The sequence below is a fragment of the Hallella colorans genome, from assembly GCF_003096815.1.
Classification (GTDB): Bacteria; Bacteroidota; Bacteroidia; order Bacteroidales; family Bacteroidaceae; genus Prevotella; species Prevotella colorans.
The window spans coordinates 5647-30093 of sequence record NZ_QENY01000014.1; the positions used below are offsets into that span (position 1 = coordinate 5647).

General features: G+C 39.1%; 21 protein-coding genes, 1 tRNA gene and 1 pseudogene. 10 read left to right on the forward strand and 13 right to left on the reverse strand.

Annotated features, from left to right (window positions below):
- Positions 1-350: 350 nt before the first annotated feature.
- From C7379_RS07795 to C7379_RS07825, 7 genes are all read left to right on the forward strand, one after another.
- On the forward strand, positions 351-1526 hold the full coding sequence (locus C7379_RS07795) for a site-specific integrase (RefSeq protein WP_243406754.1): 1176 nt from the start codon (positions 351-353) through the stop codon (positions 1524-1526).
- 43 nt (positions 1527-1569) lie between these two features.
- Positions 1570-2643 (forward strand): DUF262 domain-containing protein, encoded by a 1074-nt coding sequence (locus C7379_RS07800; protein WP_116616857.1) that lies wholly within the window; start codon positions 1570-1572, stop codon positions 2641-2643.
- The gene (locus tag C7379_RS07805; RefSeq protein ID WP_116616798.1) at positions 2627-3103 is read left to right on the forward strand and encodes a HEPN domain-containing protein; all 477 of its coding nucleotides are present in this window, start codon (positions 2627-2629) and stop codon (positions 3101-3103) included. Before C7379_RS07800 ends, C7379_RS07805 begins: the two co-directional genes overlap by 17 nt.
- A gap of 271 nt (positions 3104-3374) precedes the next feature.
- A complete protein-coding gene (locus C7379_RS07810) occupies positions 3375-6086 on the forward strand; it encodes a type I restriction endonuclease subunit R (RefSeq protein WP_116616799.1) in 2712 nt (903 codons plus the stop codon).
- Between the two features lie 3 nt (positions 6087-6089).
- A complete protein-coding gene (locus C7379_RS07815) occupies positions 6090-7511 on the forward strand; it encodes a type I restriction-modification system subunit M (protein ID WP_116616800.1) in 1422 nt (473 codons plus the stop codon).
- Positions 7512-7516: 5 nt separating this feature from the next.
- Entirely contained in the window at positions 7517-8677 is a 1161-nt protein-coding gene (locus C7379_RS07820; RefSeq protein ID WP_116616801.1) for a PDDEXK nuclease domain-containing protein, read from the forward strand.
- Between the two features lie 11 nt (positions 8678-8688).
- Positions 8689-10068 (forward strand): restriction endonuclease subunit S, encoded by a 1380-nt coding sequence (locus C7379_RS07825; protein ID WP_116616802.1) that lies wholly within the window; start codon positions 8689-8691, stop codon positions 10066-10068.
- A 27-nt stretch (positions 10069-10095) separates the two neighbouring features.
- Here C7379_RS07825 and C7379_RS07830 read toward each other — a convergent pair whose 3' ends face one another.
- Entirely contained in the window at positions 10096-10899 is an 804-nt protein-coding gene (locus C7379_RS07830; protein WP_116616803.1) for a tyrosine-type recombinase/integrase, read from the reverse strand.
- 63 nt (positions 10900-10962) lie between these two features.
- On the opposite strand from C7379_RS07830, the gene C7379_RS07835 reads away from it, so the two are divergent.
- Complete coding sequence (locus C7379_RS07835) at positions 10963-11433, forward strand: restriction endonuclease subunit S (protein ID WP_262500763.1); 471 nt, start codon at positions 10963-10965, stop codon at positions 11431-11433.
- Here C7379_RS07835 and C7379_RS07840 read toward each other — a convergent pair.
- Positions 11428-12582: a restriction endonuclease subunit S gene (locus tag C7379_RS07840; RefSeq protein ID WP_116616804.1), complete on the reverse strand. Its 1155-nt coding sequence runs from the start codon at positions 12580-12582 to the stop codon at positions 11428-11430. The two genes, C7379_RS07835 and C7379_RS07840, sit on opposite strands and share 6 nt — an antisense overlap.
- A 206-nt stretch (positions 12583-12788) precedes the next feature.
- Between C7379_RS07840 and C7379_RS07845 the strand changes: the two are divergent.
- Positions 12789-13223, forward strand: a pseudogene (locus C7379_RS07845) (ATP-dependent DNA helicase RecG); the annotation flags it as partial.
- Between the two features lie 60 nt (positions 13224-13283).
- Here the strand turns inward: C7379_RS07845 and C7379_RS07850 are convergent.
- The 11 genes from C7379_RS07850 to C7379_RS07900 all read right to left on the reverse strand — a co-directional run bounded on the left by C7379_RS07850 (position 13284) and on the right by C7379_RS07900 (position 23172).
- Positions 13284-13931 (reverse strand): hypothetical protein, encoded by a 648-nt coding sequence (locus C7379_RS07850; RefSeq protein WP_116616806.1) that lies wholly within the window; start codon positions 13929-13931, stop codon positions 13284-13286.
- Positions 13932-13933: 2 nt separating this feature from the next.
- Entirely contained in the window at positions 13934-14854 is a 921-nt protein-coding gene (locus C7379_RS07855) for a relaxase/mobilization nuclease domain-containing protein (protein WP_116616807.1), read from the reverse strand.
- Positions 14851-15204, reverse strand: a complete 354-nt coding sequence (locus C7379_RS07860) for a MobC family plasmid mobilization relaxosome protein (RefSeq protein ID WP_116616858.1) — start codon at positions 15202-15204, stop codon at positions 14851-14853. The genes C7379_RS07855 and C7379_RS07860 overlap by 4 nt, the downstream gene beginning before the upstream one ends.
- 140 nt (positions 15205-15344) lie before the next feature.
- On the reverse strand, positions 15345-16274 hold the full coding sequence (locus tag C7379_RS07865) for a toprim domain-containing protein (protein ID WP_116616808.1): 930 nt from the start codon (positions 16272-16274) through the stop codon (positions 15345-15347).
- Positions 16275-16433: 159 nt separating this feature from the next.
- Positions 16434-16739 (reverse strand): hypothetical protein, encoded by a 306-nt coding sequence (locus tag C7379_RS07870; RefSeq protein ID WP_116616809.1) that lies wholly within the window; start codon positions 16737-16739, stop codon positions 16434-16436.
- A gap of 17 nt (positions 16740-16756) precedes the next feature.
- Positions 16757-17947 carry a primase-helicase family protein gene (locus tag C7379_RS07875; RefSeq protein ID WP_116616810.1) on the reverse strand — a complete coding sequence of 397 codons (1191 nt, stop codon included), beginning with the start codon at positions 17945-17947 and terminating at the stop codon, positions 16757-16759.
- A gap of 3 nt (positions 17948-17950) precedes the next feature.
- A complete protein-coding gene (locus C7379_RS07880; protein ID WP_116616811.1) occupies positions 17951-18244 on the reverse strand; it encodes a helix-turn-helix domain-containing protein in 294 nt (97 codons plus the stop codon).
- A 124-nt stretch (positions 18245-18368) separates the two neighbouring features.
- The gene (locus tag C7379_RS07885) at positions 18369-19268 is read right to left on the reverse strand and encodes a hypothetical protein (RefSeq protein WP_116616812.1); all 900 of its coding nucleotides are present in this window, start codon (positions 19266-19268) and stop codon (positions 18369-18371) included.
- Positions 19269-19523: 255 nt separating this feature from the next.
- Positions 19524-19608 (reverse strand) — tRNA-Leu (locus tag C7379_RS07890).
- A gap of 214 nt (positions 19609-19822) precedes the next feature.
- Positions 19823-20950: a nucleoside recognition domain-containing protein gene (locus C7379_RS07895; RefSeq protein WP_116616859.1), complete on the reverse strand. Its 1128-nt coding sequence runs from the start codon at positions 20948-20950 to the stop codon at positions 19823-19825.
- A 122-nt stretch (positions 20951-21072) separates the two neighbouring features.
- On the reverse strand, positions 21073-23172 hold the full coding sequence (locus C7379_RS07900; RefSeq protein WP_243406756.1) for a DNA/RNA helicase domain-containing protein: 2100 nt from the start codon (positions 23170-23172) through the stop codon (positions 21073-21075).
- Positions 23173-23553: 381 nt separating this feature from the next.
- On the opposite strand from C7379_RS07900, the gene C7379_RS07905 reads away from it, so the two are divergent.
- On the forward strand, positions 23554-24447 hold the full coding sequence (locus tag C7379_RS07905; protein WP_116616814.1) for a PfkB family carbohydrate kinase: 894 nt from the start codon (positions 23554-23556) through the stop codon (positions 24445-24447).

Genomic DNA, 24447 nt, shown 5'->3' on the forward strand with positions numbered 1-24447 from the left:
ATTTGCTATATTTTAAGGTGGGTATCTATTTGCAAAGATAAAGCATTCGGTGGAGAAAAAGCCAAAGAAGGGAAGGAAACAGAATAAAAGGGAAGAGTTGTCGTTAATTAAATATAAAACTAAGAGATGAAAAATTACAAAAGTACACCTTTCGCATAGTATTGTTACATAGTACACTTTTAGTGCGCTTTGATATTCGAAACTTTTTAGTGTCTTTGCAAAATAAGAAAACATTTGAAAATAAACGAGTTAATGATTTTACTCGGTTTGATACGCATTTAGGTACATAACTATCAATTATGGCAAAGTTAGAGAATAAAGCAAAGGAAAACCCGAAATTGGAATAAAATATGCTTGCTGATGGTCGGGTTAGTCTCTATTTGGAGTATTATCTCGGTAGAGAAGAAACGCCTATTTTGGACGATAATGGTAATCCTGTTTTGTATGAAACAGGTAAGATGATAGGCAAACCCAAAGTTCACATCAAACACAACAGACGAAAAGAAAACTTGCAGTTGTATTTAATAGCCAAGCCACGCACTCCTGCCGAGCGACAGCAAAATAAAGAAACGCTTGAATTGGCTGCCAAAATTCGTGCGGAGCGTGAACAGCAGTTTAAGGAGAGTATGCTTGGCTATCGTTTGAAAAAAGATAGAAGTATCAACTTCTTAGACTACTATCAGGCTTACATAGATAGCTACACGAAGAAAGACCTACGAATGATTAAGATTGCCTTGAATCGTTTTAAGGACTTTCTGAAAGAGCATTATCCGCTCTATGAGTTTAGTATCAAGCCCGATTTGATAACAAAGGAAATGATGGAACGATTTGTGGAGTATCTGCAATCACGAAGTGTTGGTGAAGGTGCAAAGAGTATCTACCAGCGTTTCAAGAAAGTGGTGCGCTACGCTATTGACCATGAAGTGATGTTGAAAGACCCATGTAAGGGTGTGGTGTGCAAGGTCGATGAGCAGATCTTGCGCAAGAATGTGCTGTCAATGGATGAAATCCAATCTCTGATTCAATGCCATTACGACAACGAGAATCCGAATGTTAGACGAGCATTTATTCTATGTCTATATTGCGGTCTGCGCTTCTGCGATGTGAAAGATCTAACCTATAAGAACATTGATTACACCAATCGCCTATTGAAGTTTGAGCAGAATAAAACCAAAGGACATTCTGCCAATAGTGGTGTCGTTATCCCTTTGAACGATGGTTTGCTTTCATTGATAGGAGAAGCTCCCGAAGACTTAGAGACCTCCATTTTTAACTTACCCACATACGAGAGTTGTTGCAAATCTGTAAAACGGTGGGTAAAGCGTGCAGGCATCAATAAACACATAAGTTGGCATTGTGCCCGCCATAGCTTTGCCGTGAACATACTCAATAATGGTGCCAATATCAAGACCGTCGCAAGTCTTTTAGGGCATAGCGGATTGAAGCATACCGAGAAATACACTCGTGCTGTGGATAAATTGAAGTCAGAGGCTATCAATAGTTTGCCAGAATTGACTACTATGTAAGAAAATAATGTTATATTTGCAAGGAATCTTTAAACTTATAAAAATGGAAGACTTTAATTTTTCAGAGAACGAGGCGGAAGAGGTTGTTAATATAGAATACGATATTACATCTTATCCATCTGATTATACATTGATGGGACTTGTCGAAATGTTTAAAAATGGGGATATCATGATTCCTGACTATCAGCGTGGTTATGTTTGGAAAATTCAGCAAGCGTCACTGCTAATAGAGTCATTTTTAATTGGACTACCAGTTCCCCCTATTTTTCTTTATATTGACGATGAGAATAAAAATTTGGTTATTGACGGTCAACAACGTCTATTAAGCATTGTTTATTTCTTTGAAGGATACTTTGGTAAAGAATCCCAAACTGGGAAACGACAGGTTTTTAAATTGTCTGGATTAAATCCCCAAAACAAGTTTTATAATTGTACTTATAATGATTTAGATGATAAAGATAAAAGGAAATTAACTTCTTCTGTTCTGAGAGCAATTAATATAAGACAACTTTCACCAGCAGAAGAAAGTACATGTGTATATCATATTTTTGAACGACTTAATACTGGGGGGACACCACTTAAATCACAAGAGATTAGAAATTGCGTGTTTAGGAGCGACTTCTTAAACAAGTTGAAAGAGCTAAATAGGCATCCATCGTGGCGCATAGTGATAAACAAAAAAGAACTAGTTAAAAATCAATCAGATGTAGAGTTGATTTTAAGGGTTTATGGACTTGCTTACTATTTAAGTAAATATGAAAAGCCTATGAAAGAATTTCTCAACAAAGTAGCCAAGAAGGAGATGAAAGGCTACTCAAATATTGATCATTTTGCTAGTGCTTTTGAAAGGACTGCTGACTACATAAACTCTGAGCTCCGAGTTAAACCTTTTAATGTGCGCGGTCCTTTCAATGTGTCTTTATTTGATTCTGTATTTTGCAATATCTTATTGCATATAGATAATTTACCAACAAATCTGTCTCAGAGATATGAAGATCTTCTTTTAGATCAAAAGTTTACGGATTTAACAACATTAGCAACTACTGATGAAAAAATCCTTAAAGAGAGATTTAGCTATGTAGAATCCTTTTTGTTTAGCGATGGCATACACCGATAAGTTTCTGCCTACAGATGAGTTAATTAATGAGATTAATACATTAAAACCTCATATTTCGCAAGTAGCTTTACCTAAGTTTACAGGCGCAATATCGGTAAGTGCCGTAACTTCATATGAACTTGCTATAAAAGAGATACTTATAGATTATGCTCATAGTAAGCATAATTTATTTGGCTGTTTTGTTCAAAATTACCTTTCTAGGTTAAATGGTAGAATAGAAATATCTGACTTAAAAAAGGAAATAAAAAAAATCGATAATGCTTTAGCTGCGAATTGGGAAGAAAAAATTACAGAAGTAGAACGAGTTGAGCCATCCGTGAGATCCTGTTATCAAAACTTGATTCAAAGTAGGCATTCGTATGTTCATGCAAACCGAATAAACCTTGATTATGACGAATGTATTAATGATTTTAATATAGGGAAGAAGATAATAGAAGCACTACGTAGTGCCATGGTATAATTGATTTATGACAATACAAGAAGTAACACCCCGCAAGGAAGGCCAGACATTTGATCCCAAAAGCATTCAAATAGATCTGAAGGCATTGGCTATCCCCATCGTCGCATTTGCAATGCTATTTGTCCTCCCAAGCAGTTCCTATTACTTGTTCTAATGGCAAACGGAGAGGTTTAACAGAAGACAAATACCTAAATAGCATATCGTTTGTTTTATATGAAAGAATCATATTTTTAACTTCTGATAATATAGACTTATAAGAACTATAGAAAATATGAACCCAGAAGAAAAGGCACGAGTTATCATAGACAGCATGTTTGAAGAAGCAGGCTGGAAAGTCGTTGATAGGGATAAGTATGCTCCAAATATGACGGCTGTGGCTATCAGGGAAGGATTGATGGTTGGCAATAGGGAAGCCGATTATTTATTGTTTCTCAATGGAAAAGCAGTAGGGGTATTGGAAGCTAAGCGCATTGAAACAGATATAAATTCTGATATTGTGCAAGAACAAGCTCGCTTATATACACGTAGTTGTCCTAAGTGGTGTCAAGCATGGTTTCCTAATATACCTTTACCCCTTGCCTATGTTGCTAATAGTAGAGACCTGATGTTTTATGATACTCGAAAGAGTAATTCTGAATTTGAGTATTGTAAGAAAATTCATACCCCCAAAGAAGTTAAAAAGTTATTAGGCTTGGAGGATGATTATGTTGGCTTGCCCACATTGAACCCCAAAGGATTGCGTGCGTGCCAATATGAGGCAATCACTCAATTAGAGCAATCGTTTCGTAATGGTGAAAATCGTGCTTTGATGGTTTTAGCAACAGGTGCGGGGAAAACTTATACTGCTTGTTTGGCAGCCTATCGTATGTTAGCTTTCACGCCAATGAAGCGCATTTTGTTTTTGGTGGATAGGAATAATTTGGGTAAGCAGGCTGAAACCGAATTTGGTACATTCCGTTTGACAGAGAATGGCGATCCATTCAATACTATTTTTACGGTTAATCGCTTGAAGTCTTCAAGTGTACCAACGGATAGCAATGTGGTAATATCCACTATACAACGACTTTTTTCATTGTTAAAGGGTGACGAAATTACCGATAATGATGAGGACGATGAAGAAATAGAAGATAAGGAAATGATACTCCCAGAGAATCCTAATCTTCCTTCAGATTTCTTTGATATGATAATTATCGATGAGTGCCACCGTTCCATTTATGGTAATTGGCAGAAAGTCCTCAATTATTTCTCAAAAGCAAAGTTGATAGGATTAACAGCAACACCTGTTCCTGGGACTAAGGCTTTCTTCAAAGGCAATATCATCGTAAACTATACGTTGGAGAAGTCTATCGTTGATGGCGTAAATGTTGATTGTCGTGTTTATCGTATCAAAACGCAAGCAACAGAGAATGGCGGTGCTATTCTCGAAGGTGATAAAGTAAAAAGAGAAACATGCTATACGGGGCAAGTTCAGACTATTAACAACCAAGAAACGAAAAATTATACTCGTGAGGAACTTAATCGTAGTATTATCAACCCTGCACAGATTAAGCTGATATTGGAAACCTATCGTGATGCGGTATATACTGAAATGTTTACCGACCCGAAGCGAAAAGCTAATTTAGATTATTTGCCCAAAACACTTATATTTGCACTCAATGAAAATCATGCAACTAATATCGTGCAAATAGCAAAAGAAGTGTTTGGACACAACGATAATCGTTTCGTACAAAAAATCACTTATTCGGCAGGTGATAGCAATGAGCTGATACGACAGTTCCGCAACGATAAGGATTTCCGCATCGCCGTAACTTGCACATTGGTGGCAACAGGTACTGACATTAAACCCCTTGAAGTGGTCATGTTTATGCGTGATGTGGCATCAGAACCGTTATATATTCAGATGAAAGGACGAGGTGTGCGTACCATAGGAGACGAGCAACTACGAAATGTAACGCCCAATGCTTACAGTAAGGATTGTTTCTTTTTAGTAGATGCCGTAGGTGTTACAGAGCATGAAAAGTCTATTACTTCTCCCTCTGACAGTGCAACCTCCAAACTAATGTCCTTGAAAGAACTTTTGGAGAAAATAACGCATGGTAATGTAAATGATAACAATTTGAGATTATTAGCAAGTCGCTTATCTCGTATCAGTCATAAATGTGAAGAAACAGACCGTGAAAAATTTCTTGGTTTGGCTCATCAAAGCATGATGGATATTGCATCTGACATCTTTGCAGCATTTGAAAACGACTCGCTTCCCGAGTATATTGATGTCAATGCGCCAAACTTAGAGCGCAAAGCCTTAGTGCGTAATATTGCAAATCACCCGGAAGCAAGAGAATTCCTGTTGATTCTCAATGCAGGTTTTATTGAAACTTTGATGCCAGGCGAGGATATGCTTATATCAAAAGGATTCTCACAGGAAGAAGCGCAGGCAACTACTTCTGCTTTTGAAGCCTATTGTGAGGAGCATAAGGATGAAATAGAAGCATTGCGCATCATCTACAATAATCAAGGCGAGCCTCTTACTTATGCGATACTAAAAGATTTGGAGAATAAATTGAAATTTGCAAATAGTAAGTTTAATACTTCATTACTTTGGAACTCTTATGCCATAATCAATCCCCCAATGGTAAAACATAGTTCTACAAAAGAGGAAAAAGAAGCTCTTACAAACATTATCCAGTTAGTGCGTTATACTTTTCACCAGATAGAAAGGCTCGAAAGCTTGTATCCATCTGCCAACCAACGTTTTAATCTGTGGTGTGGACAAAATCAACGACCTCTTACAGAAGAGCAGATTGGAGTGATGCAACAAGTATTTAGCTATATTGCATCGAATGGTTATTGTACAATTACAGAGATTAAAGACAATGATAAGACACAAGCGGCGCAACTTATCCGTGCCTTTGGTGGGAAAAATATAGCAAACGAAGCTTTGGCTTCATTATCACAATTTATCATTTACAGAAAAATAGCTTAACAAATGGCAACAAATATATCAACAGAGCAAACACTTACCAAAAAGGTTTGGAATTTAGCGACCACACTATCAGGACAGGGTATTGGCTACACCGACTATGTTACTCAACTGACCTATCTTCTCTTTCTCAAAATGGATGCGGAGAATGAGGAATTGTTTGAGGAAATATCTTCTATTCCTGAAGGCTATCGTTGGCGTAATCTGATAGAACTTGATGGTTTAGACTTGATAGAGCAATATGAGAAGACACTGAAAATTCTTAGCGAGCAAGACAATCTGATAGGTACAATCTTTACTAAGGCACAAAATAAGATTGATAAGCCTGTTTATCTGAAGAAAGTGATTTCGATGATAGACGAAGAGCAGTGGCTTGTCATGGATGGCGATGTAAAAGGTGCTATCTATGAAGGAATCTTGGAGAAGAATGGTCAAGATAAGAAAAGTGGTGCAGGGCAGTATTTTACGCCTCGTCCTCTTATCCAGGCAATGGTAGATTGTATCAAACCCAAGATTGGCGAAACCGTTTGCGATCCGGCATGTGGCACAGGAGGTTTCTTGTTGGCTGCATACGATAGTATGAAACAGCAATCACAAGATAAGGACAAACGTGAATTCTTAAATAATAAGACACTTCATGGCATTGATAACACTCCATTAGTTGTAACTTTGGCTTCGATGAACCTATATTTGCATGGCATTGGGACAGACCGTAGCCCTATTGCGTGCGAAGATAGTTTAGAAAAAGAGCCTGACACGTTGGTAGATGTAATTCTTGCCAATCCTCCTTTTGGGACACGCCCCGCTGGTTCGGTGGACATCAATCGTCCCGATTTCTATGTAGAGACTAAAAACAATCAGCTCAATTTCTTGCAACACATGATGTTGATGCTGAAAACAGGTGGGCGTGCTGCAGTGGTACTTCCTGACAATGTGCTGTTTGAAGGTGGTGCAGGCGAAACGATCCGCAAGAAGCTATTGAGCGACTTCAATTTGCACACCATTTTACGCTTGCCCACTGGCATTTTCTATGCACAAGGCGTTAAAGCCAACGTGTTGTTCTTCACGAAGGGACAACCAACTAAGGATATTTGGTTCTATGATTATCGCACAGCTGTGAAGCATACATTGGCAACAAATAAGTTGCAACGTCATCATCTTGATGATTTTGTAGCCTGCTACAATGCTAATCCTCGTGCCGAAACCTATAACGAAGATACTGCTCGTGCTGGTAGATGGCGCAAATATACGGTAGAGGACATTATGGCTCACGACAAAACAAGTCTTGATATTACGTGGATTAAGGCTGGTGGAGAGGAAGAACATTTCACGCTTGAAGAATTGATGACCATCATCACCACCCAAGCCAGTAACATCAGTAAGGCAGTAGCTGAATTGCAGAAGTTAATGGACGGAATTAAAGAGTAAACGGAATGGGTAGTAATATGGTATTAAGTCAAGAGCAGCAATTTGATGAGGTAATCAACATCATTTTGCAGCATCAGAGCCGTGCTTCAAGGGCGGTGAACGAAGAAACATTGCTTATGGCTTGGAATGTGGGCGGTTATGTTTCCCACAAATTGAAATCGGAAGAATGGGGTAGCAAAGTTGTTACTCAACTTTCTGAATATATCCGTACCAAACAACCAAAGCTGAGAGGATATAGTAGAAGAAGTATATATAATATGGTGCAGTTCTACGAAGAGTATTCTTCAGAAAACTTCTTATCTATGGCATCACAATACCTATCTAAAGAATTTGTGCAGCCAAAAATTGCACAAACTAATGATAAGCCTTTGATACAAGATTATCCAGGGATTGACACCTTTCCTATGCAAGTTGTCCAGCCACGAATTGGACAATTTCCCAAACTCCTCACACTTACCACTTTAACGAATCATATAGAGATATTATGTCGTTGTAAAAGTAGTGAAGAACGGTTGTTCTATATTCTGTATGCGCACAAAGAACATTTGGTAAAAAGAGAGCTTCAGCGTAGCATTACCAACCAGACCTACACAACATTGTTAGGCGATAAAAAGAATATGTCAAAAGGCTTATTACAGACTTATCCTAATGCTCCTATTGTATTTAAGGACACTTTGTTTGTTGATTTCCTCGGATTACCTCAAAAACATAGTGAAACAAAGCTCAAAAAAGGGCTGATAGAGCACATGAAGCAATTTATCCTTGAGTTGGGTAAAGATTTTATCTTTATGGATCAAGAGTATAATCTCAATGTGGGTGCATCAACTTTCAAAGCTGACTTATTGTTTTTCCATCGTGGGTTACAAGCACTTGTTGCGGTAGAACTGAAAAAGACAAAGTTTCATCCTCGTGATCTCGGACAGTTGGAGTTTTATCTCGAAGCCCTTGATCGTGATGTAAAGCGAAGCAACGAAAACCCTTCTATTGGTATTCTGTTATGTCCTGATGCAGATAAAATGGTGGTAGAATACGCCATGAGCCGTAGTATGAGCCCAACTTTGATAACAGAATACAAACGTATTCTTATTCCGCAAGAGCGTATGCAAGAGCAGCTCAATGAATATTGTAACCTATTCTTGGAAGAGCAAAACAACACAAATGATTAATTTGGTAGATAATGGACACGAAGAAATTAAGACAAAAGATATTAGACCTTGCCATTCACGGCAAACTTGTACCACAAGACTCTAACGATGAGCCAGCATCAGTTCTTCTTGAGCGCATCCGTGCAGAAAAAGAACGCTTAATCTCAGAAGGAAAAATAAAGCGTAGTCGAAAGACCGTGAAAACTTCCGATACGCACCATTATGAGCAGGATGTGCCGAATGGCTGGTGCAAAACCGCCTTATCAGAGATAATAACTTTACTTTCTGGTAGGGATTTACAGCCGACTCAATACAATTCTTTTGAAAAGGGAATACCTTATATTACGGGAGCATCTAACATTGATAACAATACCATCATTATTAACAGGTGGACTACAGCTCCTATTACTATTTCACATAAAGGTGATTTATTAATTACATGTAAAGGCACAATAGGGAAATTAGCGTTCAATTCGGTTGGGGATTTACATATCGCACGTCAACTTATGTCACTTCAATTTATTGAGCCTTTAGTAAGCAAATATCTTTTCTATTGTTTAGAGGAAAGAATAAGCGCCATAAAACAAATGGATAACGGTTTGATTCCTGGTATTGACCGTTCTATCATTCTAAATCAAATTATTCAACTACCTCCTCTTGCCGAGCAGCATCGCATTGTTGCTGAAATAGAGCGATGGTTTACTCTTGTTGATACAATTGAACAGGGCAAGGAAAATTTGGAAACATCAATCAAACAAGCCAAGGGCAAAATCCTTGACCTTGCCATTCATGGCAAACTCGTACCACAGGATGCAAGCGATGAACCCGCGTCGGAATTGCTCAAACGCATCAATCCCAAGGCACAAATCACTTGTGATAACGAGCATTATCCAAGTATGTGGCATATCGCTATGTTAGGCGATTTATTTACACACAATACAGGCAAGGCACTCAATTCGGCTAATAAAGAAGGTAAGCTAAAAGACTATCTAACCACATCTAATGTCTATTGGAATAGATTTGACTTCTCTGTAGTTAAACAAATGCCATTTAAAGAAAATGAACTTGATAAATGCACCGTAGCCAAGGGAGATTTGTTGGTATGCGAAGGCGGAGATGTTGGACGTTCTGCAATATGGACTTATGATTATAACATTTGCATACAAAACCATATTCATAGATTAAGAAGCAAGGAAGGAGTATACACACCTTTCTATTATTATGTTCTAAAATCATATAAAGCCCATAACATAATCGGCGGTAAAGGCATTGGACTTTTAGGCTTATCATCTAAAGAGTTACATAAGATATTGTTTCCCGTACCTCCCTTCGCAGAACAAAAGCGTATAGTTCAGAAAATAGAAGAATTGTTTCCATTACTTGATTGTATAGAACAGACTTTGCAAGCATAGCCTTGTCGGGTTATGCCTGCAAAGCGATTACCAATTCACCACTTTATCCACTATCTTTTGTTGCTCACTCGCTGTCCTGCGTAGATAGATGCGAGTGGTCTCTATGCTTTCATGCCCCATAAGGTCGGCTAATAGCGCAAGGTCGTTGAAACGGTCAAGGAAATTCTTTGCAAAGCGGTGGCGGAAAGAATGTGGATAAACCACATCACGATTGATGCCATACTTTTCAGCAAAATGTTTGAGCTGTTGGGCAATACCACGTGTTGTGATTCGATTGCCAAAACGATTGAGGAATATATACCCCGAACTTAATCCCCTCTCTTTAATCCACTTATTTGCTTCTGTCCGTAAATTCTTAGGAATATATAAACGCCTTATCTTGCCACCTTTACTATAAAGATCGAGATACCCTACTTGTACATGCTCTGCTTTAATTTGCAACAATTCACTAACACGTGCACCCGTTGCTGCCATAAACCATATTGTGAAGTACCACTCATCAAAGCCATCAGCCTTTAGCTTGGTCTTCAAGAACTTGTAGTCGGCATCACTTATCACATTTTCCAAGAAGTTCTTTTGCTGTACCTTAACAAACTTCACTTTTAGTTTGTCTTGCTTTGAGTACTCCAAGAATTTGTTAATAGCTTGCAAGCGTAGATTGACCGTTTGGGGCTTAAAATTCTCTACAAGAAATCCTTTGTATGCTAAAAGATTCTTTTTGTTCACTTCTTTGTAATGTTCAAAGAAGTAGTTTACTGTCCACACATACGATGTGATGGTGTTTGGTGCTAAGTTGGTCTTGGCAAGATGTTTCTGAAATGTTGTTACCATATTACATTGATTTATAATGAATAAAGTAACAATATAATAAAGTATAACGAGCATTATGCGCAGTTGCCAAAAGGATGGAGTGTAATATCAATGCAAGATGTTTGTAAACTAAAAGATGGAATAAAGCTGGACAGTACTCCTTTGGTAAATTTGGATGTAAAGTATTTAAGAGGGATTTCAGCAGGAAAAGCCATTAACAGTGGTAAGTTTGTAACAGCTAATTCCTATATGATTTTAGTAGATGGTGAGAATTCAGGCGAAGTATTTAGAACCCCGATAGATGGTTATCAAGGAAGTACATTTAAGCAGTTAGATATAGACCAAAATGTCAATGAGAAATATATTCTCAATGTAATAAACCTACATCGAAAGGCATTAAGAGAGAATAAAGTGGGGTCTGCAATACCTCACTTGAATAAAAAGTTATTCAAGGCTATTGCCGTCCCTTTGCCACCATATAATGAGCAGATAAGAATAGTAGAAGCGATTAAATCGACATTCAATATACTTGATGCAATCAAGGAGAATTTATAAGTTCTCCATGATTGCATCTAACACATTAAATAAATTATCGATTGCTGTAACAATACGCTTCTGTTCTTCCTTCGGAGGGATAGGAATTGGTAGTTTAGAGTATTCTGAAATCCAATAACGTTTATGAGTATCACCAATTAGTTGTGTGATGCTCATAAATGCAGCAACATATTTGATTGATATGTTTTGGTTTACCTGCAAAATCTTCATTGCAGAAGATTTAACCTTAAAAGGAAAAGTTACTAATTTTGAGGCAGTTGTAAAATCATCGAAGATAATACAAGGTAATTTAGAATATAGACCTTCTTCTTCATCGGTGTAACCTATTATAAATGATTTACCAGCTGTTAGGACTGGAGTTAGGTAACTATCATCATAGTTCGTAGAACTAACAATATAGTCTGTTGGCTGCTCATATTCTATAATATTTTCAAGTAAACAAACACTCCATCCTCTCGGCAACTGCGCATAATGCTCGTTATCACAAGGTATCTGTGCCTTCGGATTGATACGCTTGAGTAGTTCTGATGCTGGCTCATCATTCGGGTCTTGTGGTACGAGTTTGCCATGAATAGCGAGGTCGAGGATTTTGTTTTTTGCTTGCTTAATAGCAGTTTCTAAGCCCTCTTTACTTTTCTCGATTGTATCTATCAAAGCGAACCAACGCTCTATCTCTGCTACTATACGTTGTTGTTCTGCAAAAGGAGGAAGAGGAATGGGGATTCGATTGAGATTATCCTGAGATAATTTGGGTTGTGCGGATCCTGTAATGTACATTTCTAAATTCATAGAATTTATTACAATAGCTACAAAATCTAATACTTTCTTAGGATAAGAATCTAAAATATGAGCATGGTTATTAACCCAAAATTTTCCTTCTGCAAAGAATGCATTATTCTTTGCACGAGATAATAAATTAGCTCCATCTTCGCCGACTAATAGCAATCGCTCATTAAAGATATAGTTATCAACTTTATCTATAATTCCAGCAGCACCATAATAGTCGTATTTTTTGTTTTGTTGTTTATTTCTAATTGCAGATGCAATAGGTATTCGTTCATTATCACGATTTATCGTACAATTTTCCAATGTTGTCCACACCCACCCCCGTGGCACTTCAAACGGCACATCCTGCTCATAATGGTGCATATAAGAAGAATTAAGCTATTACATGTTTTCAATGGTATGTAATAAGAGAGAAAGATATGAGTTTGACAATAAAAGGGGGAAATACTCACAAACAGTCAAGAGGTTATAAGGTTCTTTGTCCAACCAGCTATCAATAAAAATGCAACTGTAAATGCAACTGTAAATGTAGAAAATGCAACTGTAAGTCCCAATGATACTATTGATAAAATATATCCTTCCACCTTGATGATTTTATTTTGAAAATCATAGTTCCAAAAGTTATGTCAGAACAAGAAATGTCTGTGAAAGAGAATACAGATAAGGTAGCTGATACCCTCTCGAAGGTACATAAAAAGGTTACTGATGAGCAGGCAAAGGTATCTGATAGGGTTACTGATAAACAAACTAAGGTTACTGATAAGCGAGAGATGATAGTAGAAAAAGCAGTGGCTAAAGCATTAGAAAATGGTGATAAATTAACGCAAAATCGTATTACCATTTTGCAGCTAATGACAGAAAATTCCTATATAACCAAGATGGAACTTGCTTCTGCTGTTGGTTTTAGTGCGACTTCTATTATGTGTAATATCGAATATATGCGTAATAAGTACCTTCGCCGTGTTGGACCAGATAATGGTGGCTTCTGGGAAATCATAGAATAATATGGCATTATAGCAAGCCCAACCAAGTTTCCCGTTTGGTTGGACTTGTTCCGTATAGAGTTACTTCAATTTTCTTTGCATCAGACTGTCTGCCTTCTGCTTCAATTCCAAGTCGTACCCATCAGCTTTCTTCTTGATTTTTCCGATTGTGGTTTCGTTACGATGAATGTCAAACACATCGTTGAGCCATAGTATTTCCTTCGGGCTGCAACCTCGCCATACTCTGATAATTCGGAACTTTAAAGCATCGTCATTATATTGCTGTTTGCTTTGCCACAACCAGAAGTTGCCAACCAAAGAAGCGAGACACACAACTGCTGTTATAACCACATAGGTAAAGACTTTAGACGATTTGATGTCAAATCTATGCTTGTGGATATGTTCTTGCAGTTGTGGCTGCTCTTTCTGCTCCTTCCACTCATGTAACATAGTCAATACGCTTGCCACCAACTTATCAATGGATTTGGCTTCCTCATCCTTGATACGCATTTGTATGGCTATATACTTATTGAGTATCTCCTTCGTTTTCTGCTCATATTGTTTGAGCAGTTCTTGATCATGCTGTTCATTACTTTGCGCTGGAATAGTAGGTGTAGGAAGAGAAACAGAACTGATGTCCTTTTCTTTAAGTTCCCTTACTTCCTTGTAAATTATTTCCAACTTGTTCTTGATTTCCTCAAAGAGGACAAATGTATTATTATCTGCCATAGTTATAAATGTATTTTACGTTTTTTCTTTTTCTTCTTTTTATCAAGTGTATTATAAACTTCCGCAGGGACTGTGCTGTGAGACTGAAACAGGTCTAATCCTCCCTCAATGAAATCATTGACAAGTGTGCTCGTAACATCTGTAACATCTGATATAAGATTGATGGTTCCTTGTGCCTGTTGACAGTTTTCTTTGTTATTCTGCTTCAAGGCAAAATCAATCTTGAAATAGCTGCAACTCCTGTCCACCTTTGAGCCATTGAAATGATAGCCGTTCTTCTCAAAGATAATGCCTTGTACTTCTTGTGTATTGCCTTTATACTTAAATCGTACATCAATCTCTTCTTTTCTCAGGTAGGCAAGTAACGTTTTCCAATCCATGCTTCTGGGAATCTTTTCCCTCAAAGCCAGATAAATCTCATACTTGGTCTTGTCGGGTTCTTTCAAGCGGTGCTCCTTGATTTTCTCCTTGCCACTGGCAAAGTATAAATCATATTTGGCGGTCAGTTCCTTACAAATCTTCTCACTTCTGAATCTGTCGTTCTTGTCAGAAATGATTTTGCCGTTATTGTCTATCCTATTGAAAGCAATATGGATATGCGGATGATCCTTGTCAAAATGGCGACCTATGATATACTGCGTATCTTTTATCCCCATTTTCTCCATATACTCACGAGCGACTTGTGTCATGAACTCGTTGCTTAATTTGAGAAAATCCTGTGTGGAGAAACTCAAGGAGATATGTCCGACGACCTTACTCACTCTTGGGTTTAGATTTGTTTGGTCGATGAAGCTCTGAATGATGTGGCTAATATCATCTGTCCTTACACCCGAACTATCTATAAGTTCCGTTCCCTTCTTCGGATCGAGGATGTAGTTAATAACACCCTTGAAGCCTGAACCTTTCATAAGCTTAGCTATCATCTTCGTATCAAATTTAGGATTTCATCAATCTTGGCAAGGATAAGTTTATGGAAGGGCGCAATAGCATAGAAGCCGTCCGCATTGGCACGATGTGCCAACTGATTGAGATTGTTTGCCATACCACACAGCTTGCGGATGAAGTCAGCCTGCTCAATGGTCAAACGTTCAATCACATTCCCTTTATCGAGAACTTTTCTTACAAATTCACTCATGGATATTCCTGCACTCTTAGCTTTGCCTTTGAGGGTATAGTAATCCTCAGTAGTAAGTTTTACCGTGATGCGGTATTTCTTTTTCTCGGCTGCGCCTTTGGTTGGACGACCGCCTTTGTTGTATTCTGATTTAGTCATAATTGTTTCTTTAATTGATTGATGGAGACCAGCGGGATGATTCTCTGCAACGACTGTCAGGAGTGGGCAAGTGGTTTTGGTATGCCCAAAACATAAACTTGCTCCCCCAGTAAACAGATTATGTAAAACTATTCTTGTAATCATAGCTTAATCCCTTTGGTCTTCTTATTTTCTGCTTTCTCTGAATGCTTGAATTCAGCACATAAATAGTCGTTTAGATCCTTGAAATCACTATACAAAGAAGATGAATCTAAGACTGAACGACTCAATTCTTTCGATAATTGTTTATAAGCATTCCTGCCTGCATCGTCATTATCCAAGTAGCATTGGATGCTGTCGTAATGCGACAACTTCTCTGTAACCTTATGAATATTTGATACAGTATTGAGGACTATGTAATCTTGTTGGTTTAGCCCTGTTCGCTGCGGATTCTTCAATTTTCTTAGTGTCATAAAAGACAAAAAGTCCATAAAACCCTCGAAAAGAAAGCAAATCTTCTTCGGCTCATTGGCATAGAAAACACTAATATCCTTTGGAGCAATGCAGCCTTTGAAGAATGGGTTGCGTATTTCATACCCACCTGCACTATTGGGAAAACCTATCCAGAAATAGTGCTTACCATTAGAGTCGTAATGGAGTTCGTTACACACAGCTGTGACTACCTCCATGTCAATACATCTTTCATGTAAATATCTGATAAGGGCAGGATGTGTCAAAGGTAGAATTTTTAAGTTCTCAAAAGATTGTGCATGTTGTTGCGATTCCTTCTTAGTGTAAGGAATAGGCAAGGAATGTACACAGCTTGGAACATTGCGTTCTATCTGTCTAATAAGATAGGAAATATCGGAGGACTTATATAGTTCCTCTGCCAGAGCAATGATGTTTCCACCTTTTCCTACCCCGAAGTCATACCATTGGTTGATTTCTGTATTTACCTTGAATGAAGCTTGGCGTTCAGTACGAAAGGGAGAGAGATACCACAACTTGTTACCTTGTTGTTTTATAGGTGTATGCCCCAGACTTGCAAGAAAATCTTGCAGCTTTATTGTTTTAATTTTTTGAATGTTCATATTACAGTGAAGTTGAATGGTTTGAAAAATTGATGATTTGATGAAATAAGACATAATATGCTCGTTATAAATGGCTTATATACTCATCGTAACTTCATCACAATGCTTACCAAAGTAGAATATACTTTTATGCTTCATGAAAGTGCCAAAATCTCGATTTCATGACTTCGTTATTTCCCAATCTCGTTTTTTAACATCTTCCCAAAATACAAAGATTTCTCCGTTGTTGCATATCTGCCTTTGTTTAGCAAGTTGTACTTTTGTGCGGACAAAAGTGTTCCCGATTTCGCGAAATCGGGAAATGGGGTCGCAACTCACACAAGGGAGCCAGCCAAAAGAGAAATTTGATGTATTTCTCTTTTGGATAGTATAGAATACTTCTTTCATCATTTCTTTATACTGATGAGCAAAAGGATAAATGATAAAGATGTTGCCAATCAGAATCTTATATGCTTCTTTCATCATTTCATCAAAATAAATGATTAAATGTTTGTGAGTAGTTCTTTGGTCACGGTGTAGTATCTACCTGTTCGTTTGATAGGCGAATAGTTTCTGAAGCTATTGTAGTCAATCTGATAGGTAAGATAAGTAAGACTATTGGGAGCAGGCGAGAGCTTCCAAATGTCCTGCACAATCCTTCGGACTTGGCTTTTGTCAGCCTTGCAGCCTGTGTTGTTTAGCAGGCACACCATATCATTGATACAGAAAGAATACTCGGTAACCACCATCTGCTCCATTACCTCTAAGCAGAGTTCAGACATTTCCAACTCTATCTTGTTTCTATTGCTGCGTATTATACGCTGTAGAGCGGGTGTAAAAGTCAGCTTGGGTGCAAACCACATACGACTTTCTTTTTGGGTAGATAGCGTGCGATGCTGCAGGAAATAAAGAAAGGCAGGAATCTCGACTTTCAGCTTTTGCAGGAAGTCGGTGTCGTCTCTATCAAGCCTATTTATTTTTCTTACCCAATATCGAGTTTCTCCCACATCAATGATAACTGGGAGTAACTCGTTATTGGAACAGAGCACGAACTTGGCAAAGAAGGAGATTTCGTCTCTGTCTTTACCTTTTGCTTCCACCTTATAAGAAAGTGTTGTGCTGAGATTTTTCAACCTCTCACTATCCTCTCTACGGTTGAGCAATACTTCGTCCACAACGATAAGCAGTTTTCCTGCCCAATCAGCATTGAATTGGCTGCGAAAATCCTCGTTGGTGTTGAAAGTAACATTGTTTTGGAAAACAGCTTTAAGAAAGTTAAGGAACGTACTCTTGCCTGTGTTGCGTTCTTCTGACACCATCAGGAGAATGGGGAGTTTCTGCACGGGTTGGAGATAGAGCAATTGCAAGTAATCCATGCCCAACTCGTATTGTTCCCCGAAGATATGCCTTATCAGGGATTCGATGTGTAGGAACTCTCCTTCTTTTGGCTGGTGTCCTATCGGCTCGTAGAGATTCAGAAACTTGTCAACCACTGGTTGATAGTTCACGTGGTTAGGTACGGTACAGAAACCATCGTACTTCGGGACAGTGGCAATGAAGTTCTTACCATAGTCCTGCCGTAGCGTCTCATTGTTCCACACGATACGCTTCTTGACAAAACCGCCATTGATGCGTGGTTGGTTCACAATCTTATATAAGGTTGTGCCAACACGGATAAAATCTTCGTGTGCCATGAGCTATTTCTGCATTAAGGGTTTGTTGCCCATGATATACCTTTGAGCCTCTTGATTTATCTGTACTGTGGTCTTAATAGGGTTCTGCCGTAGCCACGCTTCAAGTTCTGCCTTCTCAAAATAAAGCATTTTACCTTGTGGCTTGTAATGAGGTATCAGATTTCCCGATGTGAGTTTGTAGAGATAACTCTTTGAGAGGTTTAAGAACCTGCTGGCTTCTTCAAAACTCAGCACGTTCTTATTCATGAATACCATTTGTTCGAGTTCTTCAACTCGCGTTTCTAATGTCTTGTTCATATTGAAAACATTTTGAATTAAACAATATGAAGGTGCACCTTCGCTAATTATTCGTTAACGAGGGCAAAATTAAAAATGATAAAAGTAATTGGCGTTGAGCGATGTTTGAGGTATCAACCTATGCTCAACCTTTTTTCAGTTGTTTGATGTATTTATCAATGATTTCCCATCCTTTCGGCTGCTTCATATTGATTTGATCTGTTGCTGTGGAAAGGTCGGTGCGTGTCAGTGGTGTATCTTTTGTTTTTCCTAATACAAGTTCATTGCGAGCAATGGCCGATTGCCATTCATCTGTAATAAACCCTTTTAGATTAAGACTTTGCATAAGATATGCCAGTTGGCGGTTGTTGTTTGATTTCAAGACACCTTTTAGTTTACAAGCAAAAAAGTCTTTGAGTATCTTGGAAGATATGCAAGTCGTGAATAATTGGATTTCGTTGATACAAGTAGTTAGAAGTACAATTTGCTCTTCTGTAAAAGAGGATTGAAATGGATTTGTTTCTTTGCCAACAATGACAGGTTTCTTTTTCTGTCCACATGGTTCATCGTTTACTAAAATTGAAGGGTGAAGCTGGACGGTTTGCATCTCTGTCAATTCAATTCGTTCTATTTCTTCCATAAGATATTTTGCGTAGCGTTCATACAAAATAGCATCGACAAGGTACGAGAACATTGGCAGGGCATCATTATAGTAGGTATGTGCCTCAATGTACCTTGCATATTCAAATGAAGATACGGAGAAAGAGGTATATTTCTGTTTTTGTTCTTTGGTTAGCGATTCAAAGAAAGTGCTTTCCCATAAAAAGTCGCATTCATTGTAGTACTCCTCTACACATGCGAGGGCAGGATAATTCAGATAAATAGAAGAAAGTTCATCGGTTATTCGGATATATTCTTTCTGCAAAATCTCTTTGAGCTGCATATTATTTATGCAGCCTTTCTTCCTCAGAACATTTCCTACGAGGACATTGTAAGTTTGAGTAATGCAGTAGCTCAATATCTGCTGAATACTATCAAGCTGTATTTTTAGACTATTATCTTCCCTTTGCTATATTTTAAGGTGGGTATCTATTTGCAAAGATAAAGCATTCGGTGGAGAAAAAGCCAAAGAAGGGAAGGAAACAGAATAAAAGGGAAGAGTTGTCGTTAATTAAATATAAAACTAAGAGATGAAAAATTACAAAAGTACACCTTTCGCATTGTTTTGTTACAAAGTACACTTTTAGTACGCTTTAAGAAAGAAAAACCCCTTGTAAATCAACAATTTACAAGGGATTTGTGGTACCCAGACCCGGGATCGAACCGGGATGGATTGCTCCACTGGTGTTTGAGACCAGCGCGTCTACCGATTCCGCCATCTGGGCGCATGTGCATTTCGTTATAGAAATGTGAGTGCAAAGGTACGATTTAAAGTCGAAAAGCACAAACTTTTTTCGCAAAATATTTTGCGAAAGGTTCAATTCCGAAATGTAATGGCTCTTGAAAAGAATGGAAGAAAAGGCTAAACAGACTGTTCTTCTCTATGTTCATTTCCTTGATTTTCTTGATTTTATTTTATTTTTTTCCGCAAAATCAATGCTATGTCAATAACGCAGCGTATAACATGTATCCCCAATGGGCCACAAGCGCAGCTGCAATGCCTCCGATAGTATGCGAAAGTATAGCTTTAGAGGTAAGCTCTCGATAGCCAATTGTATCGAGCATGGCAGTATGGGTGCTAAGAAATCCACTCCAACACATTCCGATACCTGTAAATACGGCAATGGCATTGCCGTCCATCCATCCTTGGGATATAAAATTGGGCACCAGGCTCAAGGCTGCTCCTACAGCTCCTAATGCCGTGATAGGGAAGGCTATTTGGTGTGGGTCCGAAAAACCAAAAAGAGGATTGAGCAACCAATCTAATTTGTTGGCTATGGCAGGTAAGATGGCAATTCCCTCATAAGCTTTCCCTGTGAATAGGCCTTGTGTATTTGGTCCGAAAGTGAGTATCATTACCAAAGTGGATATAATGAGTACGCCGGGAATGATAGAAACGCCAACCTCAACGCCAGATTTGCCACCATCTAACAGCGAATTGAGCATGCGCAGAAACACAGACTTTTCTTCACGATGTAGCTCTCGGGTGGGTTGTTGACGGAATTTCTCTCCGTCCAATGCCTCTTCTGTGCGGTATTGTGGGTAGGCTTTGAGCACAAAGTGTTGCATTAGTCTTGTAGACACCACACATCCAAGGCAGGCTCCTATAAACCCTATGGCTGGCTCTGCGAAATAACCATTTCCCAGCATGAAAACGATTACAATAAGTCCCATACCAAATGCGGTACCAAAATTGGTTAGAGAAATATATTGAAACTTCTTGAAATAGCTTCCGAAGTGTTTGTCTTGGGCCAACGTGATGATGGCAGGATTGTCTGATAGGAATGTAAGTACTGCTCCGAGAGACGCTACTCCCGGTAATCTGAACACGGGTTTCATCAGTGGTCTTAACCCTCGTTCTATCAAATCCACCACTCCAAACTCAACAAAAAGCTTGCCCAAAGCTCCTGTTAGCACGCAAATAGCCATTAAATAAAAGCACGTATTGAGCAACAAGTCGTGAGCTGTGTGCATAATGGTGTTGAGCATGTTGGCCACTCCCATAACACTCGCAATGCTTCCGAACAGTCCTACGACAACAAGCAAGCATATAATGCCTTGTGACATTCGGTTTTTAGATTTTTGACAGACATTGCATTCGGTCTGTTGTTGTTGCTCTTCTCCATGTGTGGAGGTTTGCGCTCCGTTTCGTTTTGTGCGAATCATTTTATTTGTTGTTGTGTTATTTATTAAAATATTTCTTTCAATCCCAGTTGTTTGAAATATTCGTAGGTACCATCATAGTATATGGGTAAGCGAGTAGCATCTTCGGGAAAGCCTTCAGGGTTTTTTCTATCATTGCCTTCGGGCACACAAATGATGATGCCTTGTCGAGCTCGTGTCAATAGCACGCGATAAGCGTTTAACATGTAATGCCTGTTTTCCTCATTGGTTTCAGCTATCCATTTTGTTTTCCCATTAAATTTATAATATTGCCATTTCCCGTTTTCAAAGCGTACGTCAGCATCCCATAAGATACAAGCATAATCGAGTTCCAATCCTTGCACTTGTATCTCGGTAGCAGCTTCTTCGAGATAATTAGATGAGCGCACGTCGCCCTTGTCTTCTAAGAACCAATGCACGGCGTTTTCATCGCCCGATGCCAAAACATTTACGGCTTGTGGTTTGTATCGTGCGGCTACTTTCGAAACGAGTATGCCCGTTTGCTGAGAGCCTCTTGCTTTTGAGCGAAGCCATTGCCGAGCCTTGTCAATATTTCGTGTCAGAAGTATGGGATATCCTTTTTGTTGCACGTCTTGAAACAGCTTATGCGCTTTATCATCAATGGCGAGCAGTGCATGAACAAACGCTGACAACGTCTCTGCCCTAAACGATCGGAGGCTAACAGCCAAATGTAGGCTTTTCGAATAGGTAACATGTTGGTTTGCTTTTAATAATTCATTTACTTTTCCCTCGGCGTATTCACGTTCTGTTAGTCTATCAGAGATGTACACTTTCCAATGCTTATATTCACTGTTCAACGCTTTAATCCATTCGGAAATTCCTGCTTCGCCCGTGTTTATCTCTTGTCCTCCACCCACGAGACAGATTATCACCGCCCAGTCTTGGCGCTGATCTATAGACCATATTAGGAAAGAGGCCTCGGAAACAGGAAAGTTTGGTACCTTCAGTTTGTTTCCATATGTTCCTCCCCGTTTCAAATAGTTAGCCAGACGTTTATGAGTCCACGACCGTTGTGCTTCGTCAAAGATAGCCACATGTTCCACCTCTGCATATCCTGCTTGTTTCATTTTCACAGCTTTGGCAGGGTCTATTTCTAACCGTCCGTTCTCTACGGGGTTCTTAATCTTCGCAAGCATATTGTCGCGATAACGGTGTATGATTTGCAAAAATTCGCTAACCTCTCTGCGCGAGTCTGAAAGTTTTTTCTTTTCACCTCGCTCATCACATTTCTTTTTGTTGTTTTGAGCCAATGCTTCTGTAAGAACCGCTACCAAAGGTCCATTTCCAGACAGGTACACAGCACCACTCTCTTTGTTTTTATTGTCCTCTTTGTATGATTGTTTGATAGCCACATCTAATCCCACGAGCGTTTTTCCTGCTCCCGGTACGCCTGTCACAAAGCATATGCTTTTTTCTCCTTGACGTTTGCTTAGGTCTATTACGTGCAAGAGATAATCTATGGTCTCATCGGTCGACACCTTATCGGCTTCGTGTCGTGTTATTTCTTCTACAGAGTGATTTTCGTAGAGCGACCGCGCGGCTTCAATAATTGTCGGAGTCGGACTATATGGACTTATCAACCAATTAGCGCCCCATTTTTTCAAATCGTATTTTTTTGACCCATGTTCAAGCACTTTGGCCATGACCTTTTGAAGAGAGTCTTTGCTGGTGATGATAGGATTGTAAATCTCATCATTGTATGGTGATAATTGGATAAACAACGACTCTTTAGAATATTCTGTTGGGATAAGGATTGGAACAATAGGTCTGTCAGCGCTGTAAAGGTGAAAGTTCTTCAAATCGAGCGCATAGTCCAGCACTTGTTCAACATCCATTTGTAACGCATCGCGTTTACCTACCTTAAATTCTAAGCAAAATACCATGCCCCCTAACAGTACTACCACATCTATTCGTTTTCCCAATCTCGGTATGTCATATTCGAAACACACATACGCTTCGTTGTCTGTGGCCCATGGCTGCAACACTTGCTGCATTATCTTTATTTCGCTTTCCCAAGCCTCCAAAGTGGTAGTTTGGTCTACACCATGAAACGATTTCACGATGTTCCCTAACACATGCGAGGGGTTCATACTGACAAATGTCAATATTTCCGATTTAAATAAGCAACGTGGGTGTTGTGTCGGACTTGTCATTGTTTTGTCATTTGCCAAGGTTTAGTGTCATTAGCTTTTGAGATAAGTGCATGACAGTATCACGCTTTTATCTCATGTTTGAGATTATACATGTTTCGATTTTGCAAATTTATACTTTTTATCGCTAATCATCATTTTTTTAGTGCATTTTCTTAAGCTCCCAACTGTTATTTCATTTTTATTACCACCAAATCCGTCCCATTACACTATCAATGTATAAGGCGTGGCTTTAAGCGAATGTATCGCAGGGTCTTTGGTACCAATAAAAAGTACAACCAACACGAATATTGTCTAATATTTTTGTTAACTTTGTAATCTAACAATCACAATAATATGACAGATATTTGTAGCATCGGGCATATCACTCGAGATAAGGTGATAACACCGCGACACACTATCTATATGGCCGGTGGCACATCTTTCTATATGACGCATGGCATTAGTCGTCTGCCGCACAAGGTAGATTTTCAGTTGGTCACCAAAGTGGGGCAAGAAGAGATGCTTCAAGTGAATAAATTACGACAAATCTGTTCTGATGTGGTGTGCTATCCCTCCGCACAAAGTGTATATTTTGAAAACAAATATCATGCGGATGGCAACCGTCGCACTCAGCGTGTCTTGGCCAAAGCTGATCCGTTCACTATCGAGGAGATGCGTCCTTTGCAAGCCAAGGTGTTTCATTTAGGTAGTCTTTTGAGCGATGATTTTTCTTCTGATGTGGTGCAATATCTTGCCACCAAGGGGCGTGTATCCATCGACGCCCAAGGCTATTTGCGCGAGGTGGTCGGGCAAGAGGTGCGTGCCGTAGAATGGAAAGACAAAGAAAAAATTCTTTCTTGCACCGATATTCTCAAGCTCAACGAGCACGAGATGGAGGTTATCACCCATTCCAAGGATCCCCGCACGGTAGCCAAGTGTCTTGCAGGGTATGGTGTCAAGGAGGTTATTGTCACTTTAGATCGTTTTGGTTCAATCATTTACGCTGAAGGACAGTTTTATAATATACCAGCCTACAAGCCTAAGGAACTTGTCGATGCCACAGGTTGTGGCGATACCTATTCCACGGGTTACTTGTATTGCCGTCTTCAAGGCATGGGGTATGAAGAGTCTGGCAAGTTCGCCGCAGCTATGTGTACGCTCAAATTAGAGCACAGCGGCCCTTTCGATGGTAGCATCGACGACGTCTATGAGGTAATTGAAAACAGAGCGAAAAATTGTGCTTTGTGA